Origin of the sequence: Pseudoalteromonas sp. NBT06-2 (genome assembly GCF_002276045.1) — a bacterium.
GTDB lineage: Bacteria > Pseudomonadota > Gammaproteobacteria > Enterobacterales > Alteromonadaceae > Pseudoalteromonas.
The window spans coordinates 62,441-80,566 of the sequence record NZ_NQMR01000019.1; the positions used below are offsets into that span (position 1 = coordinate 62,441).

An 18,126-nucleotide genomic window follows, 5' to 3' on the forward strand; every position below is an offset into this window, starting at 1 on the left:
AGTCATCACTTTTATATTTATAAAAATATGGTCACGCCAAAAGAGAACATTATTTGGGCTTCAAGCATGTTTATTTATGAATAGAATAAAGAATAAAGAATACAGGTATATATGAAAATATTACACACATCAGATTGGCATTTAGGCCAGAATTTTATTGGCAAAAGTCGCGCATGCGAACACCAAGCATTTATTAATTGGATATTAATCCAAATTGTTGAGCAACAAGTTGACGCCGTGATTATTGCAGGTGATGTATTCGATACTGGCGCACCACCAAGTTATGCTCGTGAAATTTATAATCGTTTTGTTGTTGAAGTGAATAAATTAGACTGTCAACTGATTGTACTGGGTGGTAATCATGATTCTGTATCTACTTTAAATGAATCTAAAAGCTTATTGGCTTATTTAAATACACAAGTTATTGCTAATGTAAGTGATGATTTAAGTGAACAAATTATCGTTTTAAATCATTTGTTTGGTGAGAATAAAGGACAGCCAGGAGCCGTGCTATGTGCCATTCCTTTCATTCGGCCTAAAGATGTTATGATTAGTCGTGCAGGTGAAACAGGACAAGAAAAACAACAAGCGTTGGGGCAAGCAATAAAAAATCATTATGCCAGCTTATATCAATTAGCAAATGATAAACGTAAAACACTTGATAGTAATCTCCCAATCATAGCTACAGGGCACTTAACAGCTTTAGGTGTTAAAAAGTCAGATTCCGTTCGTGATATCTATATTGGTAGTTTAGAAGCTTTTTCGGCTTCAGAGTTTCCACCGGCAGATTATATCGCCCTTGGGCATATACATCGCCCGCAGGTTGTCGCTAAATCTGAACATATTCGTTACAGTGGTTCGCCGATCCCATTAAGCTTTGATGAACTAGGTACTGAAAAACAAATATTAATTGCTGAGTTTAATGACTGTACTTTAGAGGCTGTTACGCCTTTAAAAGTGCCATTATTTCAGCCTATGCAATCAATTAAAGGGGATTTAGAGAGTATTGAGACGCAACTTAATGCACTTGAAAATGAATCTGATGCTTTACCAACTTGGTTATATATTGAAGTTGAAACACAAGACTACCTAAATGATTTGCAACAACGTATCGTGAGTTTAGTTGAAGGTCTCAATGTGGAAGTGTTACAACTACGTAGAGCGCGCTCTAATCGACAAGTATCGATTGAAAAGCAACAAAAACAAGTATTGGCAGAGTTAACTCCTTTAGATGTATTTGAGCAACGTTTGGCACAAGAATCATTTGAAACAGAGCAAGAACAACAAAGGCGAACGCGAATTATCACAGCTTTTCAAAAAATTGTTGCAGATATTAAGGAGGCTAAATAATGAAAATTTTAAGCCTTAGATTTCAGAATATTAATTCACTTAAAGGTGAGTGGAAAATTGACTTTAGCCAAGCGCCTTTTAACGATAATGGTTTGTTTGCTATCACAGGTGCAACAGGAGCAGGTAAAACCACCATATTAGATGCGATTTGTTTAGCGCTTTACCATAGAACACCACGACTGAGTAACATCTCGAAAACCACCAATGAGTTAATGACTCGCGATACCGTTGAATGTATGGCAGAAGTGGAATTTGAAGTAAAAGGCATTGCTTATCGTTCATTTTGGAGCCAAAAGCGATCTCGGGGTAAAATTGCCGGTAATTTACAAGAAGCTAAAGTTGAACTGGTTCAATTAGAAGATAATGGTGAAGGCCGTATTTTAGCGTCACAAGTAAAAGCTAAAGTGCAATTAACTGAAGAGATCAGTGGTCTTGATTTTGCACGTTTTACTAAGTCTATGTTGTTATCTCAAGGTCAGTTTGCCGCTTTTTTAAATGCAGAGCCAAATGAACGAGCTGAATTATTAGAGCAATTAACAGGCACCGAAATATTCAGTGTGATCTCTGAAAAAGTTCATCAAGATTTCAGTGTACTTAAAAATGAGTTAGTAAGGTTAAATGATAAAAAACAAGATGTTGATGTTTTATCTGATGATGATTCAGCTCAGTTAAAACAGCAGCAAACAAATAATCAAACAAGTTTAGAAAACAACTATAAAATTAAAAAAACTTTAATAGAGCAACAAGCTTGGTTGAAAAAACATGATGAAGCGCAAAATAACTTAACCCAATCAGAGAATAATTTATTATCCGCAAAAAAAAATATAGATGAACAACAAAATAGCTTTGAAAAGTTAGCTAACTGTGAACCAGCTGAAAAACTCAGATCGCAATTTGTATTATTAAATAAAGCTAAGCAGCAATTGTCTACAATTAGGCATAAACACGGCGTATTAAGTACAGATCAACAAGTTACAGAAAAAGTATCAACTGAATTATTTCAAGTGCTTACCTCAACTAATAGCGAACTTGAAATACTGACTCAATCTCATACTGAATTAAATGCGCTATTAAATAATAAGGTCGTGCCTTTAGATGCTAAATGTAGCCAATTATCTGATGAATTAGATAAAAAACAACACGAAATAGAGACATTAAAAGTAACTGAGCAACTACAAGAAACCGAGCAAAAAGTACATATCGAAACACAAAAAAAGATGCAAGGTGAACATACTCAATTTACTGAGTATTTGGTATCAAATAAGCATGATGAAAAATTAACCGAACAACTACCAGTTTGGCAATTAAAATTTGATGGTTTAAGTAAGCTTAACAATCAAAAAATCGAATTTACGAAAACATTAAAAGCATCTAAAACTGCTGCGACTGAACATCAAACAAACTGTGAAAAAACACAAGCGAAGATTAAGCAAGTTGAACTAAGTTCAAAGTCTCAACAAGTAGAATTAAATGCACAAAAACAAAACTTGGTTGCCTTACTCAATGATGACGAGCTAGCTAACTTAAAGCAGCAGTTATTAATATTAAACCAGCAGCAAGAACAACGTTTAATCCTTAAACAACATAGCGAACAATGGCAAAATTCGCAAAATGAATACCATCAATTAACGCAACAACATCAAGATCTACAACAAAACGCAGTTAATTTTGAGCAACAAATTCAGCAATTAAGAACTGATTACCGACCTAAGCTACAAATGCAAAAAGATTTACAAAAAATCTTAGAGCAAGAACGAAAGATAACAGACTTAACGCAAGCGAGAGCACAATTACAACCAGGTGATGCCTGTCCTTTATGTGGCTCCTACGAACATCCCTCAATTAAAAATTATCAAACAGTTAATGTCTCTGATACTGAGCAAAGACTTAATGCTGTTACCACTGAGCTAGATGCCATTAAAGGTAATGGCGAAAACTTAAAAACGCAACAAGCTGTGGTCAATGAACAATTAACTTCAATCACTAAGCAATTACAAGAATTATCAAACACAGGGCAAACGCTAAATGAACAATGGCAAAGTATTTGTAATGAGTTACAACTGCAAATCATCATAGATAATATTAATGTATTTAATGATTATATAAACCAATGTTCAGAGCAGAAAAACTACTTAGAACAACATATAAGACAAATAGAGCAACAAGAAGTTGCAATAAGAGAATTACAAACTCTTGTCGATGCTTCTGCAAATGAGCAAACTAAAAATGCTCATCAAATCGAATTAGCGCAGCAACAAATTTTAGCTTTACAGCAGCAAGTTATAGCAACAGAATTAGATCTTAAAAACATTGATGAACAATATAAAACTGATGAAAATGAATTAAAACAAACATTTGAAAGCTTATCGATTACTCTACCTGAACTTCATAATGCAAGTGAGTGGTTTGAGAATAAACAACAAGATGCCCAAAAATATACACATGCCAAAGAACAAATCATAGCATTGCAAGAGCAGTTAACAGCAGCATTGGTTAAGAGTGAAAACTTAGAAAAACAAATTGCCTACTCCCAAGCACAATTAAAACAAGAAACAGATGTTTTAAATGGATTAAAACAGCAGCTTGAACTTGATTCAAAAACACGTTTTGAGTTATTCGCTGATAAAGATGTTGCTGAGCAAAGAGCTATAAGTGAAAAAGAACTTATTGATACACAAGATAAACAAAAACAAGTTCAAACTGATGCACACATTGCTGCGCAAGAACTAACTAAGTTAAGTGGTCAATTAGATGAGCTTACTACTCAATTGGCATCAGTAAATACGGAACAAACTCAGGAACAAGAAAAATGGCAACAGCAGTTGTCTGAGAGTCCATTTACCGAGGAGTCTGAGTTTAAAACGGCATTACTTGATGAAGATAAACGGGAAACCTTGATCAATTTAAAGCAAACTTTACAAACAGAATTTGATGGTGCCAAAGCAGTACAAGTTGAAGCTAAAAAACAATTAGACAGTGTTAAAAAACAAGATGAAAGTAAGTTGTTGTCTGAATCTAATTTATTAGAAGTAACAGAACAATTAGAAAAATTAGAAACTGATATTTTAGCTTTAACTGAAAGTATTGCTAATGCGAAGTTTAAATTAACTGAAAATGATAAAAAACAGCAAAATCAGGCATTATTAATAGAACAAATAGCACAGAGCCAAATAGAATATGATGATATGGCTTATCTGCATAGCTTAATTGGCTCTCAAAAAGGTGCTAAGTTTAATAAATTTGCACAAGGTTTAACACTCGATCATTTAGTGTATTTAGCTAACAAACAACTAGATAGATTACATGGTCGTTATTTATTGCAACGTAAGCAAACTGAGGCATTAGAGCTACAAGTTATTGATACTTGGCAGGGTGATACAGTACGTGATACTAAAACCTTGTCAGGTGGAGAAAGCTTTTTAGTAAGCCTTGCCTTAGCATTGGCTTTATCTGATTTAGTGAGTCATAAAACGAGTATTGACTCACTGTTTTTAGATGAAGGCTTTGGTACATTAGATAGTGAAACTTTAGATATCGCGCTTAATGCATTAGATAGCTTAAATGCCAGTGGTAAAATGATAGGTGTGATCAGCCATATTGAAGCGATGAAAGAACGTATTCCTGTACAGATCTTAGTGAAAAAAATGAATGGCTTAGGCGTAAGCAAATTGGAAGATAAGTATAAGTTTATCAAGGAGTAATATTATGAATATGGTGCAACTAAAGCAATACTTGATTACTCTAGAATTGAAATTAATTGAACCAGAAGTACGTCGTTGTAAAGCGACATTAAACCAGCTCATTACAGAGGATTTTATGGAATATCCGGCAAGTGGTGGGGCACCATATTTAAAAGCTGATGTGTATGACAGATTGGCAGGTGAAATACTTTTTACTGTGACTCAGCAAGATTATCAATTAAGGGTACTAGCTGATGATGTCGCTCAACTTGTGTATCGGGCTAAAATTTTTGTTTCTGGTCGTTCGGATATTAAGTATTCACATAGAAGCTCTATTTATAAATACAACGGAACACAATGGCAAATGCAATTTCATCAAGGCACACCTTGTGATGTGTTTAGTTAGGTTATAACGAATTCATGCTTTTAAGTGAATTAACATTTAGTACTTTAAAAGATCGGTTTGGTGCACAGATACAGATTGGTCAAGTTGAGCTTATCCAGTCCTTATGGAGCGATTTTGGTCAACTATTACGGGTTGAATTGTTAGACGCTTTAATGAAAAGTGTAATTGTAAAATGTATTAAAGTACCTACAGAAATAAGCCACCCAAAAGGGTGGCACTCTGACCTTTCGACACAACGAAAACTAAAGTCTTACCAAGTTGAAAGTACTTGGTATCAGGAGTACTCAAAATTGTGTGCAACAAAAGTGGCTAAGTCATATGTTTCTAAAACTTTAAATCATGAAACTGTCATTATTTTAGAAGATTTAGCATGTTGTCACTTTTTACCACTTAAGTATGATGTCAGCAGTAAACAAATAAAACAGTGTTTAAACTGGTTAGCACATTTTCATGCGCAACACTTACAGGTTAACCCGAAAAATCTTTGGCAAATAGGAAGCTATTGGCATTTAGCGACTAGAGTAGAAGAACTGGCTGCTATGAACGATTCGGATTTAAAAGCACAAGCTCACAATATCAATACCTTATTAAATAAGTGTGAGTACCAAACTATTATTCATGGTGACGCAAAACTTGCTAATTTCTTATTTAATAATGAAGGTGCCGCAGCCGTTGATTTTCAATATGTGGGCGGTGGAGTGGGTATTAAAGATGTGATGCTTTTACTCAGTAGTATGCCTCAAACCTTAATGAAAAATGAAACTGTCTATTTGGATTTTTACTTTGCTAAGTTAGCAAAGTATTTATCACGATATCATGATTATATTGATGCTTTAGATGTTTGTAAACAATGGCGAAGTTTATATAAATTTGCATGGGCTGATTTTGTACGCTTTTTAAAAGGGTGGTCACCCAATCATTTTAAATTGAATCAACATAGTTTAGCTATAACAGAGCTTGCACTCATAGAGTTAAACTCTGACATTAGTAATAATTAATTTTAACTTAAAAGATCGAAATTAACTTGTTGCTAAATTACAATTTGAGATTGCTTTTTATCAGTAATATCTAAAATAGAACCCACCATACGAAATGGTTTACCATGTTGCTCTCTGATTGCCTCTCCTAATATTTGAAACCACAATTCATGCCTTTTTTGTGAATATAAACGGCATTCAATATTAAACTCCATAAATGGATCATCTAAGTGTTTTTGTAACTTAAATTCAAATTCACCAATATCATCAGGGTGTATTTGTTCTAACAGAGTAGCCCAGTTATTACCAAAAGCTAAATTACCGTAGCCTAACAGATCTGTAAATTTCACAGAATAATAAACTTCATTGGTTTCTATATCCCAATCCCATATACCAGCACTAGAACCCTTTAATGCAAGTTTATATCGTTGTTGACTGATTTTAAGTTGAGATTGAATTTGATTAAATTCAGATACATCTTCTACGCAGCCTACATAGGCAATGAGTTGGTGTTTACTGTTTAAAATGGGATGGGCGTTTACCAGCAAGTGAAGCATTTTATTATTAGGTAATAGTATTCTAAATTTATATGAGAAATCACTTTTTTTAGTTATGCAACGATACCAGTGCCTAATGACGGCTTCTTTATCCTCTGGATGAAAATAAGTTGTATAACCTTGGCCTAATGTTTGATGGTAAGTTAAGCCAAGTAAATATTGTAGTGCTTTATTTGTATAAGTACATTCACCGCTGGGGCCTGCCTCAAAAATACCAGTAGAAGCATTTTCGGTTAATTGAAAAAAACGTTTATGTTCATTTTCATTATTTCGTTTCACTTCAATTCCTTTTAGCAGCGAATCGATTTTATTTAATTGTAGTCTAAAAATAATTTTATGAATGGTTAAATTACGACTATGTTTAATAATATATCTAGCAGGGGAGGTGTGTAAAATAGATGAAAAATATTATGATAGTTGATGATAGCCGCGTATCTAGGATGATGATTAAAAACATTGTGTTAGAACAATATCAAGATTGGAAAATAATTGAAGCAGGTAATGCAAAAGAGGCATTAAAGTTATGTACTGAGCATAAGCCGGATTACTTTTCAATAGATTTAAATATGCCAGGCCGAGATGGATTAGAGCTGATTGAATTACTCAAACCAAAATTTAAAGAATCAAAATTTGCCTTATTAACAGCAAACATTCAGCAAGCAACACATGAAAAAGCAGATAAGCTAGGGATTCAATCATTTAATAAACCAGTAACGCTTGAGAGTATTCATAAAATGCTAGGATATTTTAATGAGCAAAACTAATTTATTGACTGAACTGGAGCAAGACTATTTAGTCGAATTATTTAATATCGGTATAGGTAAGGCAGCAGATTCTTTAAGCCAAATTGTAAATCAGGAAATCATATTATCAGTGCCAACAGTAGAATATATAACGATAGACGATTTGAATAAAAAAATGGCAGAGCATCAAGATATATGCAGTGTTTCTCAATCAGTACAAGGAACATTTAGCGCTAATAGCATGTTGTTATTCCCAGAAGAGAGTAGTTTAGAAATTGTGAAAAAGATGCTTGGAGAAGGCTATTCTAACGAAACAATCGCTGAGCTACATCAAGAAGGGTTTACTGAGATAGGCAATATAGTGCTTAATGCGTGTATTGGCTCTCTTGGGCAATCATTTCAAGAAGAATTTAAAGTCGGTTTGCCTTCTTATCAAATAGGGTCAATATCAAAAGTCTTACAAACTCAAGAGCAAGAGAATATTTTATTTATACGTATCAATTTAATGCTTAGCGAAAGTAAGGTGCACGGATATTTAGTTTTTTTATTAGAAAGTTTATCTTTTTTACAGTTTAAAAACATGTTGAATAAAATGATTAATGGGCTTTTATCTTGATGGATGAAGATAAATCTAATGAACTTGAAATAGTAAATCAGATCAGCGTTGGTTTAATTGGCATCGATAATGAAAAAAGAATATTCCTTTGGAATTTATGGATGGAGCAAAATAGCGCGTTACATTCAAATGAAGTGATAGGCGAAACACTTAATAATATTTATCCTGATGCTTATCAAGGTCGATTATTACATGCTGTTGAGTTGGCATTTATACAAAAAATGCCTTCAGTGTTATCTAATGTATTTAATCGTTCGGTTTTTCCTCTTTTTAATTCAAGTCAAAAATTAATTCAGCAATCAATTAGTGTTTTTCCTATTACAGTTAAAAATAAATCGTGTTGTATTATTCAAATAACAGATGTATCTGCTTCGGTAGCAAGAGAGAAAGCATTAGAGCGACAAGTAATAGAAAGGAAAAAGGCAGAGCAAGCTAAAAGTGAATTTTTAGCAAGCATGAGCCATGAAATTAGAACACCATTAAATGGTGTTTTAGGCATGTTAGATTTATTAAAAAGAGATAACTTACCCCCAAAGACACAAGAGTTTGTAAATGTTGCTTACACCAGTGCTAATGCTTTGTTATTTATAGTGAGTGACATATTAGACTTTTCAAAAATTGAAGCGGGTAAACTTGATATAGAGCAAAGGTCTTTTAATATCATCGTGTTTTTAGAAGAAGTGGTACAATTATTTGTATTTACAGCGCAAGAAAAAAATGTAGGATTAAATTTAGATACAACAGAGCTAAATGTCAGTTGTGTAATTGGCGATCCAAACCGAATTAAGCAAATTTTGATGAACTTGATTTCAAATGCTTTAAAATTTACTGAAGTCGGTGAAGTGACTATAAAAGCAAAAATATTAACGATAGATAACCAAAAAGTACAATTTTTTTGTCAGGTTTATGATTCAGGCATAGGTATAAATGAAATCCATCAATCTGCTTTATTTTCACCCTTTAAACAAGCTGATAATTCGATTGCACTTAAATATGGTGGTACTGGTTTAGGTTTATCAATCGCGAAGCAATTATGTAATTTAATGGGCGGTGAAATAGAAGTGGAAAGTCGAATAGGTGAAGGGAGTTGTTTTAATTTCGACATTATACTCGCTTATCAACCTGAGCCTGTTAGGAAGCCTTTGCTGAAAAATAAAAATGTTATCATTATTGGATTAAATGGTACCAGTTTAGAGATATTAAAATCTTATTTAAAGTATGAAAGAGCGCAGGTATTTACCAGCTCCATTGACTTTGATGCTTTTACTTTACTTAAAACTAAAAAAGATATTGATTTGCTATTTTTGGAATCCGGTTTTTATGATCAAAACCTTAATATTGTAGTGAAATTTTTAAAGGCAAATAAACAAAAAATTGAACCGATATTGATTACACCATCATATTCTGAAACTAAAGGTATTGATATTTTTCATACTATAAATCAACCCATCTTTAGAACCAAATTAATTGAATTGATTCAACATAAACTTGTTAGTTCAATAAGTCATAAATTGACTGAATTTACTAAAAATGAACTTTCTATTTTAATTGTTGAAGATAATCCAATAAATCAAATTGTGATAAAAAAAATACTTAATAAATTAGGTTTTGAGTGTAAAATCGCAAAGGATGGCTTGGATGCCATTGATATTTTGAAGAATTCAAAAGATGACTTATTCGATATTATATTTATGGATTGCAAAATGCCTAGGTTAGATGGTTTTGAAACCACAGAGCAAATTAGACAAGGTAAAGCCGGTGAAGCTTATCAAAATGTTGCAATAGTCGCTCTGACTGCAAATGCAACACATACAGAAAAAGAGCAATGTATAAAGTGTGGTATGAATGATTTTTTGACTAAACCGATTAATATTGAAAAGATATCACAAACTTTACTCGCATGTTCAAAGACTAAAAAAATTTGAATTGATTGCTTTAATTAGTGCCCGACCGAAAAGTCGAATTTTCGACATGAGTTTATTAAATTTAACTGCGTAGCAAAAAAATTATTCATGGTGTTAAGTGAGTTTGATTTTATGAGTAATTCAAATGTTTTTTAACGAGATTTAGTGAGTTTTTCGCGTAACTATCTTAGGGCTTTCGCTTTTTTGTTGTGGCATTTCCCTAAGCCGCGAGTTTATCTTTATATCGTTGGCGCTTTTCATTCAGTTGCTGTGTTTTTTGCAATTGAACCCCCAGTTTTTGAATGTTTCTCGCAAGAATAGCCAGTCCTACATAACGTTTAAACTCTGTAGCCCATTATCAGGACATTTATCCAAATCATGAACTTCAAGCGCATTATTCTGGTCAACCATTACCGCACAGTTTTAACATGGAACTTTCGAACTCAATTGGCGACATATCACCAATACTCTTATAAGCGCGATTGATTTGTTACCTTTATTTCGCTCAATCAATTTGATAACTAAATTGATTGCCAAGGCTTGCTCGACCAGTTTTCTTACTGGTTAGTTTATCAATCAATAGCCATGTCATTAGTCCAATGCAATATATTTCAAAACTAACACATCCAACGATTGATTAAGCAAAACTATCAACAGCCATCCGTATTAATTTCTACTCGAGCTGGCTCGACAGCCTTTGCTTGATGATAGCTTACTGTGCATTGATCATTTTCAGAAAGGCCATTAGGGAAAATAATGATTACATGAGGATCAACGGAGGTATCAGTCTTAAAATCATAATCACCGGAATAGCCATCTCTATGAATCTTCAGCGATGTTGCTGCCATAATAGCCCCAGAAGTAGCCATATTCAATAAAGACATCTCCCACTTTGGCTTGGTTTGAAATAGCTGCGACACCAGAACTAGAGACAAAATGTTCATTCTGCTTGCCACGAGCAAGTGCCATAGCATAAACAATATTTTTAGCACTATTAATTGTGCCAGCAACAGCATACATTTTTGCTGAGAGTGCTTCAGATCGCATATCTATAAATTTAGGTAGAGCTGTGGCTGATAAAATCGCTATGAATATTCACCGATGGCTTGAACTGCGATAGTATTAATCTCTTATACTGCAAACAAAAAAAAAGTATACACAAAGCTTACCTCAATAACAAAATTTGTCCATATGAAGCCTTGTCCAATATGAAATGAGTCTGAAGTAATTACGTATTTCTAACATGAAATGCGTCTAAAAACTCAAATTCTGTTCATGATCATAAGATGAAAACGATCATGAATATTGACAATTTAGCTACTATTGAAGCCCTTGAATCTTTTATTCAAGGCAACCAAACCGTTACTTACGTAAAGTAACGGGTTATTCTCGGCAACAATTAACACGCTTGATAAAACAATATAAAAAAAACAGGTCGCATTGAATGGCATCCTTGCCGTAGCAATGGTTTTTCAAAGACTTATGATAAAAAGGATATTAAGCTTTTAGTTGAAATGGATACTCGCCACGAAGACATTTGGGTCATGCAATAAAAAAACTTTGCGAGCGAGCTTTTCATGTATTTGACCAACAAGAATATAAGTCTCTAGCTAAAATATCGGTATCTCATATTTACAACCTTAGGCAATCAACAAGTTATCAAAGGCAGTGACGACTCTTTACTAAATCACTCTGATAATGGCTCTGAATATATCAATAAACATGTTTGTAAATTATTAACAAAACTTCAAGTTGAGTTAACGAAATTACGTTCTCGTCACTCAAATGATAGTGCATTAGCGGAAAGCAAAAATGCTTCAATAGTAAGAAAATAGTTAGGTTATCAGCATATTGCTCAAAAATGGGCACCGCTAATGAATGAGTTTAATCTGAAGTACCTTTACCCATACATCAATTATCACCTACCTTGCTTTTTTCCTGAAATAACAACAGACAACAAAGGGAAGCAACGAAAGAAATACCTTTATAAAAACATAATGACACTTTATGAAAAACTTAAATATCTAACTGATGCTAAAACATATTTGAAAGAAGGGATATGTTTTGAAATACTAGATGAGCAGGTGATGGGAATGACTGATAATGCCAGTGCTGAATTACTACAAAAAGAACGTAAAAAATTATTTAACCAGATCTTTGAACAGGATAATAAACGAGCCTAAAAATTCTGCGGAATGTGAGTTAGATAAAAATTTAATAGAGTTAGCTTCCTTCACCCATCATTTCATCATAACTTGAAAATATTAAGGTGTCGGTTAACAAAATCTACACCTTTAACTACTTTTGTGCCCCAATTCGTTTTAGGGCAGGAAACTGTACGAATAACACACTCGTGATTTTCATTAATTTTATAAAGATTTATTTAGCATCGCTATATTCACAAGCAATCGCATAAAATTCAGGCTCAACCTCAAGAAAGTTGTCTATTAAAATTGGATCAAAATGGCTACCCCGGCCTTCAATAATAATTTGCATTGCCTGTTCATGGGGCATCGCTTTTTTATAAACACGTTTGCTGATCAAAGCATCATAAACATCAGCAATCGCCATCATTCGGGCACATAAAGGAATATCTTCTCCAACCAAACCATCAGGGTAACCAGAACCATCCCACTTTTCATGATGATAATGAGCAATATTTTTGGCGGTAAATAAAAACGTATCCTCTACTCCCATATGTTTTTCTGCTTCTTCCACTGACTTAAAGCCCAACATGGCATGACCTTCCATAATAACAAATTCATCTGCAGTCAGTTTACCGGGTTTCAACAGAATATTATCAGGAATACCCACTTTACCAATGTCGTGAAGTGGCGCCGATTTAAATAGTATGTCAATATAATCGGGTGTGAGTTGCACTTTATATTTATCTAAAGTCGCTAATTTAGTCGCAAGCACTTTAATATATAGCTGAGTACGTCGAATATGATTACCTGTTTCCTGATCTCTGGTTTCTGCTAGGCTTGCCATCGCAGTAATGGTTACATTTTGTATTCTTGATACCTCTTCAGTTCTGCGTTTAACTTCTTCTTCTAGGAAGTTATTTTGATCTTTCAAAAAATCTTTTGTGGCTTTATTCTCTAAATGCGTTTTTACTCTGGCAATAAGCAAAGGAGGACTGATTGGTTTGCTGATATAATCTACTGCACCTAATTCAAAACCCATTTGTTCATCTTCAATGCTATTTTTAGCGGTTAAAAAAATAATCGGAATATGCGATATTAATTGATCGGCATTTACTCTGCGGCAAACTTCATAACCATCCATTTCAGGCATCATCACATCTAATAATATGATGTCTATGCCACCTTTATTAATAATATTAAGTGCTATCACACCATTGACTGCGGCTTTTATATTATAAATTTCTTTTAATAATTCATTTAGCAAGGTCAGATTATCGGGTGTATCGTCAACAATTAAAACTGTAGGTTTAATTTTTTCTAAAGCTCCTGCTTTTTTGTTAAACATACCGGCTCCATTAAAAAATTTAATAACTTAATTTAAATTATAGGTCTAATATTAATATCGGCACTAATACTTACAGAGTTAATTTTTGATAATTCAAACCTCGGGTATTTAAAAAACTAAAGGAAGCAAGACTGATGGGCTGGACAAAAACTGGATTTAAAAATATTTTAAAAGGTTTTTTAATATTAATGTTCATAAGCTTAATTCTTTCCATCACTTTGATGGTGTTAACCGAAATAAAGAAAGAAAAAATAATCAAAAATTATGCTAATTTAAATAACACTAATTCATTACTTTATGAATTTCGTCTGAGCAAAAATCAGCAAACAAAGTTTGCTAAACTTTATGTGTTAACCGGTAATAAACGATGGTTTAAGCTATTTGAACAAATTTTAGCGGTTAGAAATGGCACTGCTGCTCTGCCTAAAGGAACCTCAGTGACTTATTGGGAAAAAATATTAAACCCTGAATATAAAATGATCCCTCTCGAAAAAATATATTCAACCGAAACTCCTCCCTTGATAGCCGAAATCAAAAAATATGATATCAGTGATTACGAATTAACGCAGCTTAGCCTTGCTTTGCAAGAAGCCAACGAAATAGCCGCAGATGAACGCAGAGTATTATTTCGTCTGTCAAGCAATCCAAACTCCAGCGCCGATGCTATGACTAAGTTAGTTAATACCCAATATTTAATCGATACAGCAAAAATCATGTCGATGATAAGCATTGCACATCGTTCGATCACCAAGCGCAGTTTAAACAATATAAGTATGATTCAAAAAAATCAATCTTATGTATATTTCATGCAAGTTTTTATTTGGTGTATTTTTATATTAAGTACTTTAGTATGTTTTTTCATTCAATGGATATTGTATATTCATCCGATAAGAAATATGCAAAATACGGTAGTAGGACATGTGGCTAAAAATGATTTTAATTTCACTTTGGATACGACCGCTAAAGGTGAGATGGGTGAGTTTAACCAAGCATTAAATCACGTATTTAAGAATGTATCCGAACAATTTCAACGAAATTCTTTATTAAAAGATTTTAGCGTGGTGCTCAGAGGGAAAGAAAATACTGCAGTTTTAGGCAAAGAAGTCTATCAATTTTTAATTGCTAAGCTGAATTTACCTTTAATTGGTCTTTATGTATTGGACGATACCAAGCTCGAGAGAGTCGCAGGTATAGGATATAGCATAGGAGCACCCACATTTTATGAACATGATGATTCAATACATAAAAGTATACTTTATGGTCAAGAATATCGCAATTTTAAAAATTTGGACGGTAAATATTCTATTTCTCTCAATGGTTCTAATTTATCTTTATCTGAGATGCATTATTTTCCTTTAGTGGTTAATAAAAACCCAGTGGGATTATTAGAGATAGGTACTTTAACCCCTTTTCAACAAAGCGTTGAACATTGGATAATGGATGTGATTGATGATCTGTCTATAGGGGTTCAACTCACCCGAAACCTTGAACTTCAAAAAAGAACCGAACAAAAAGTCATAGAACAATTAGAGTTAAACCGACAAATTCTCGATGCAATCCCAAATCCCATGTATTACCGAAACGTTGCTAGCGAATATATCGGTGTCAATAACAGTTTTACCGAGTTTTTTGGTTTATTTGAAGCCGATATTATCGGATTTACCCCTAAAGATTTATTTGAAAAAGACATCGCGCAAAAATTTGATGACTCTGAGATCAAACTTTTAGAAAATACAGGCGCTTTGAATTATGATACACGATTAAAAAATTCGGCTGGGGAATACAGGGATGTTATGGTCTATGAAGCCACCTTTTATTCCGCAAATGGCGACCCTCAAGGTGTTGTAGGCCTGTTATTAGATGTAACAGAGCGAAAACAAATGGAGATAGAATTACGTAAAGCCAAAGAAGCGGCTGATGAAGTGAGTAAAGCAAAAGGGGACTTTCTCGCAAATATGAGTCATGAAATACGCACTCCGATGAATGCCATTATCGGTATGTCTCATCTGGCATTAAATTCCGACTTAAATACCAAACAGAGAAACTATATCAGTAAAATTGATGCTGCAGCTAAATCATTATTAGGCATTATCAACGATATATTAGATTATTCTAAAATTGAAGCGGGCAAACTCAGTACTGAAATGGTTGATTTCAGGTTGGACGATGCATTAGATAACTTGACCAACATCATCGCAATCAAAGCAGAAGATAAAGGATTAGAATTTTTATTTGATATAGACACTGCTATTCCTTTGGCGCTTGTCGGGGATCCTTTACGAATCGGACAAGTTTTGATCAACTTATGTGGTAATGCAATAAAATTTACCGAGAAAGGTGAAGTGGTTGTAGCGGTGAAGTTGCTTGAACGTAAAGATGATAAATTAGTGCTGCAATTTGATATACGTGATTCGGGAATAGGTTTATCTCCTGAGCAACAAGATAAACTCTTTAAATCTTTCTCTCAGGCTGATGCATCCATTACCCGAAAATACGGTGGAACTGGTCTGGGGCTGACAATTTCAAAACGTTTAGTCGAACTAATGGGTGGTAAGATTTGGTGCGACAGTTCTGCAGGAAAAGGCTCTACGTTCTCATTTACCTTAATATGTGGCCTGCAAGATGCTAAAATGCGGGCTTGTTATCAACCTGTTGAAAATTTAATCAATAAACCTGTGTTAGTGGTAGATGATAATGATGTTGCTAGGGGTATACTACTCAATTTACTCACTGCAATGAAATTTAATGTCTCGGCCGTTAGTAACGGCCTTGAAGCAATTTCCGCGATTGAAAATTCTAAAAATCCAGATTATGCTATTATTTTTATGGATTGGAATATGCCAGGGATCAATGGCATAGAAACCATAAAAAAAATTCATGCCATGAACTTAGTCCATAAACCAAAATTTATATTAGTGACCGCCTATGGCCGTGAAGTAGGTATGACCAAAAATATAGAATCCTTATTAGACGGGATCATTATTAAACCAGTAAACCCTTCGCTGTTATTTGATGCGGTAATGGATGCATATGATATTGAACATGTCAGGTTATCCGAGTCAAACAAACATAAAGAAGAAGTCAGCTTAGACCTGAGTGATAAATCTATCTTACTTGTAGAAGATAATATAACCAATCAAGAAGTTGCGATGGGTATGATGGAAGAGTTTAAGGTCAATATCACGGTTGCTAATCATGGCCAGGAGGCTCTCGACAAATTAACCGAAAATACTTTTGATCTGGTTTTTATGGATATGCAAATGCCAGTCATGGATGGTATTACAGCCACCAAAGAAATTAGAAAAATATCAAAGCTTGACGGTATGCCTATTATTGCCATGACAGCCAATGCAATGGATAGTGATATTCAAAATTGTAAACAAGCGGGTATGGATGATCATATAGGTAAACCCATAGACTTTAACGAACTAAGGACAAAAATTGCCCATTACATTAAAGGGGCTGAGTTAACGGTTGAAGAAGTTGAAGAAAATAACGAACACACTAACCCGAGTGAAACAAATCGGCTCAATCGGGAGGATATTCCTGGTGTTGATGTTAAGTTAGGCATATCCCGACTTGGCGGCAATAATAAAAAATATTGGGAAATTTTAGAACACTTCATTTCTGCTCAAATAGAAGAAATGATCAACTTAAAACAGGCTATGGCCATAGAAGATCTCGAAACAGCTACACGCATGGCGCATTCTTTATATGGTGCGGCTTCAAATTTAGCGGCTATTAAATTGGCAGACATGGCCAAGGAATTAGAAACAACATTCAATAATGGAATCTACCCTGAGATGGTTAAAATTGATATTGTGAGCGAATATTTAAGCATTATAAAAGAATATTTAAATCAATCCGAACAATCAGCACAAACTGATAGCCAAACCCAAGCACAAACAAAACCCGCAAAGGAAACCAATATTTCTTTGGATAATCTACTTGATCTGATTGAAAATTATGATACTCGCGCCTTAGATGAATTAGCACTCGTTAAAGACTCCGAGTACGGTAAAAATTTAAATCTGAATAATATTGCCAAAGCGATAGAAAATTTTGAATTTGATAAAGCAAAAGAATTGGTTGAAAAATTAATTCAATAATTTTATGTACTGTTAAATTTTTAAACTTAGATTTGTTAAAAAGTTATTGATATATTAGGGCCTGTTGATCTTTCAGGATTAAATTTTGTTCGAGATAAAAGCATTTTAGTCGCGGCGAGTAGTGTGTAGCCTAGTCATTCTAAGTAAATACGACTCAAAAAAGCATAAATTGCTTTTAGCCGAATCCTTCGGACAGCGTTTGTTGGGCATTTTTACTGCGTTATCGCCTTTTTATGTGGAACACATGACAAAGCCTCTGCCTTGTATAAATGCCTAACAATTCGCTGAAAAA

13 protein-coding genes are annotated in these 18,126 nt (G+C 33.9%); 9 read left to right on the forward strand and 4 right to left on the reverse strand.

The annotated features are described in order from the left end of the window. Window positions 1-111 precede the first annotated feature (111 nt). From sbcD to CJF42_RS06360, 4 genes are read left to right on the forward strand one after another with little or no spacing between them, the layout of a single operon-like run. A complete protein-coding gene (gene sbcD, locus CJF42_RS06345; RefSeq protein ID WP_095365873.1) occupies window positions 112-1,350 on the forward strand; it encodes an exonuclease subunit SbcD in 1,239 nt (412 codons plus the stop codon). Beyond that, entirely contained in the window at window positions 1,350-5,051 is a 3,702-nt protein-coding gene (locus CJF42_RS06350; protein ID WP_095365874.1) for an AAA family ATPase, read from the forward strand. Before sbcD ends, CJF42_RS06350 begins: the two co-directional genes overlap by 1 nt. Before the next feature lie 4 nt (window positions 5,052-5,055). After that, complete coding sequence (locus CJF42_RS06355; protein ID WP_095365875.1) at window positions 5,056-5,436, forward strand: nuclear transport factor 2 family protein; 381 nt, start codon at window positions 5,056-5,058, stop codon at window positions 5,434-5,436. 14 nt (window positions 5,437-5,450) lie between these two features. Beyond that, entirely contained in the window at window positions 5,451-6,434 is a 984-nt protein-coding gene (locus tag CJF42_RS06360) for a phosphotransferase (RefSeq protein ID WP_095365876.1), read from the forward strand. A 32-nt stretch (window positions 6,435-6,466) separates the two neighbouring features. On the opposite strand, the gene CJF42_RS06365 is transcribed toward CJF42_RS06360, so the two are convergent. Continuing rightward, entirely contained in the window at window positions 6,467-7,249 is a 783-nt protein-coding gene (locus CJF42_RS06365; RefSeq protein WP_095365877.1) for a PAS domain-containing protein, read from the reverse strand. A 119-nt stretch (window positions 7,250-7,368) separates the two neighbouring features. On the opposite strand from CJF42_RS06365, the gene CJF42_RS06370 reads away from it, so the two are divergent. Genes CJF42_RS06370 through CJF42_RS06380 form a run of 3 tightly spaced genes read left to right on the forward strand, consistent with a single transcriptional unit; the run spans window position 7,369 to window position 10,254 of the window. After that, window positions 7,369-7,734: a response regulator transcription factor gene (locus CJF42_RS06370; RefSeq protein ID WP_095365878.1), complete on the forward strand. Its 366-nt coding sequence runs from the start codon at window positions 7,369-7,371 to the stop codon at window positions 7,732-7,734. Beyond that, window positions 7,721-8,329 (forward strand): chemotaxis protein CheC, encoded by a 609-nt coding sequence (locus CJF42_RS06375; RefSeq protein ID WP_095365879.1) that lies wholly within the window; start codon window positions 7,721-7,723, stop codon window positions 8,327-8,329. Before CJF42_RS06370 ends, CJF42_RS06375 begins: the two co-directional genes overlap by 14 nt. Further along, a complete protein-coding gene (locus tag CJF42_RS06380) occupies window positions 8,329-10,254 on the forward strand; it encodes a response regulator (protein ID WP_095365880.1) in 1,926 nt (641 codons plus the stop codon). Before CJF42_RS06375 ends, CJF42_RS06380 begins: the two co-directional genes overlap by 1 nt. A 629-nt stretch (window positions 10,255-10,883) precedes the next feature. On the opposite strand, the gene CJF42_RS06385 is transcribed toward CJF42_RS06380, so the two are convergent. Both CJF42_RS06385 and CJF42_RS06390 read right to left on the reverse strand, forming a co-directional pair. Further along, on the reverse strand, window positions 10,884-11,081 hold the full coding sequence (locus CJF42_RS06385; protein ID WP_095365881.1) for a hypothetical protein: 198 nt from the start codon (window positions 11,079-11,081) through the stop codon (window positions 10,884-10,886). Then, entirely contained in the window at window positions 11,053-11,280 is a 228-nt protein-coding gene (locus CJF42_RS06390; protein ID WP_095365882.1) for a hypothetical protein, read from the reverse strand. The genes CJF42_RS06385 and CJF42_RS06390 overlap by 29 nt, the downstream gene beginning before the upstream one ends. An 827-nt stretch (window positions 11,281-12,107) precedes the next feature. Between CJF42_RS06390 and CJF42_RS06395 the strand changes: the two genes are divergently transcribed. Next, window positions 12,108-12,416 (forward strand): hypothetical protein, encoded by a 309-nt coding sequence (locus CJF42_RS06395; protein ID WP_095365883.1) that lies wholly within the window; start codon window positions 12,108-12,110, stop codon window positions 12,414-12,416. A gap of 196 nt (window positions 12,417-12,612) precedes the next feature. Here the strand turns inward: CJF42_RS06395 and CJF42_RS06400 are convergent, their stop codons facing one another. Then, window positions 12,613-13,725 (reverse strand): HD-GYP domain-containing protein, encoded by a 1,113-nt coding sequence (locus tag CJF42_RS06400; protein ID WP_095365884.1) that lies wholly within the window; start codon window positions 13,723-13,725, stop codon window positions 12,613-12,615. Between the two features lie 134 nt (window positions 13,726-13,859). Here CJF42_RS06400 and CJF42_RS06405 point away from each other — a divergent pair, with 134 nt between their 5' ends. After that, window positions 13,860-17,834 carry a PAS domain-containing hybrid sensor histidine kinase/response regulator gene (locus tag CJF42_RS06405; RefSeq protein ID WP_095365885.1) on the forward strand — a complete coding sequence of 1,325 codons (3,975 nt, stop codon included), beginning with the start codon at window positions 13,860-13,862 and terminating at the stop codon, window positions 17,832-17,834. Window positions 17,835-18,126 lie beyond the last annotated feature (292 nt).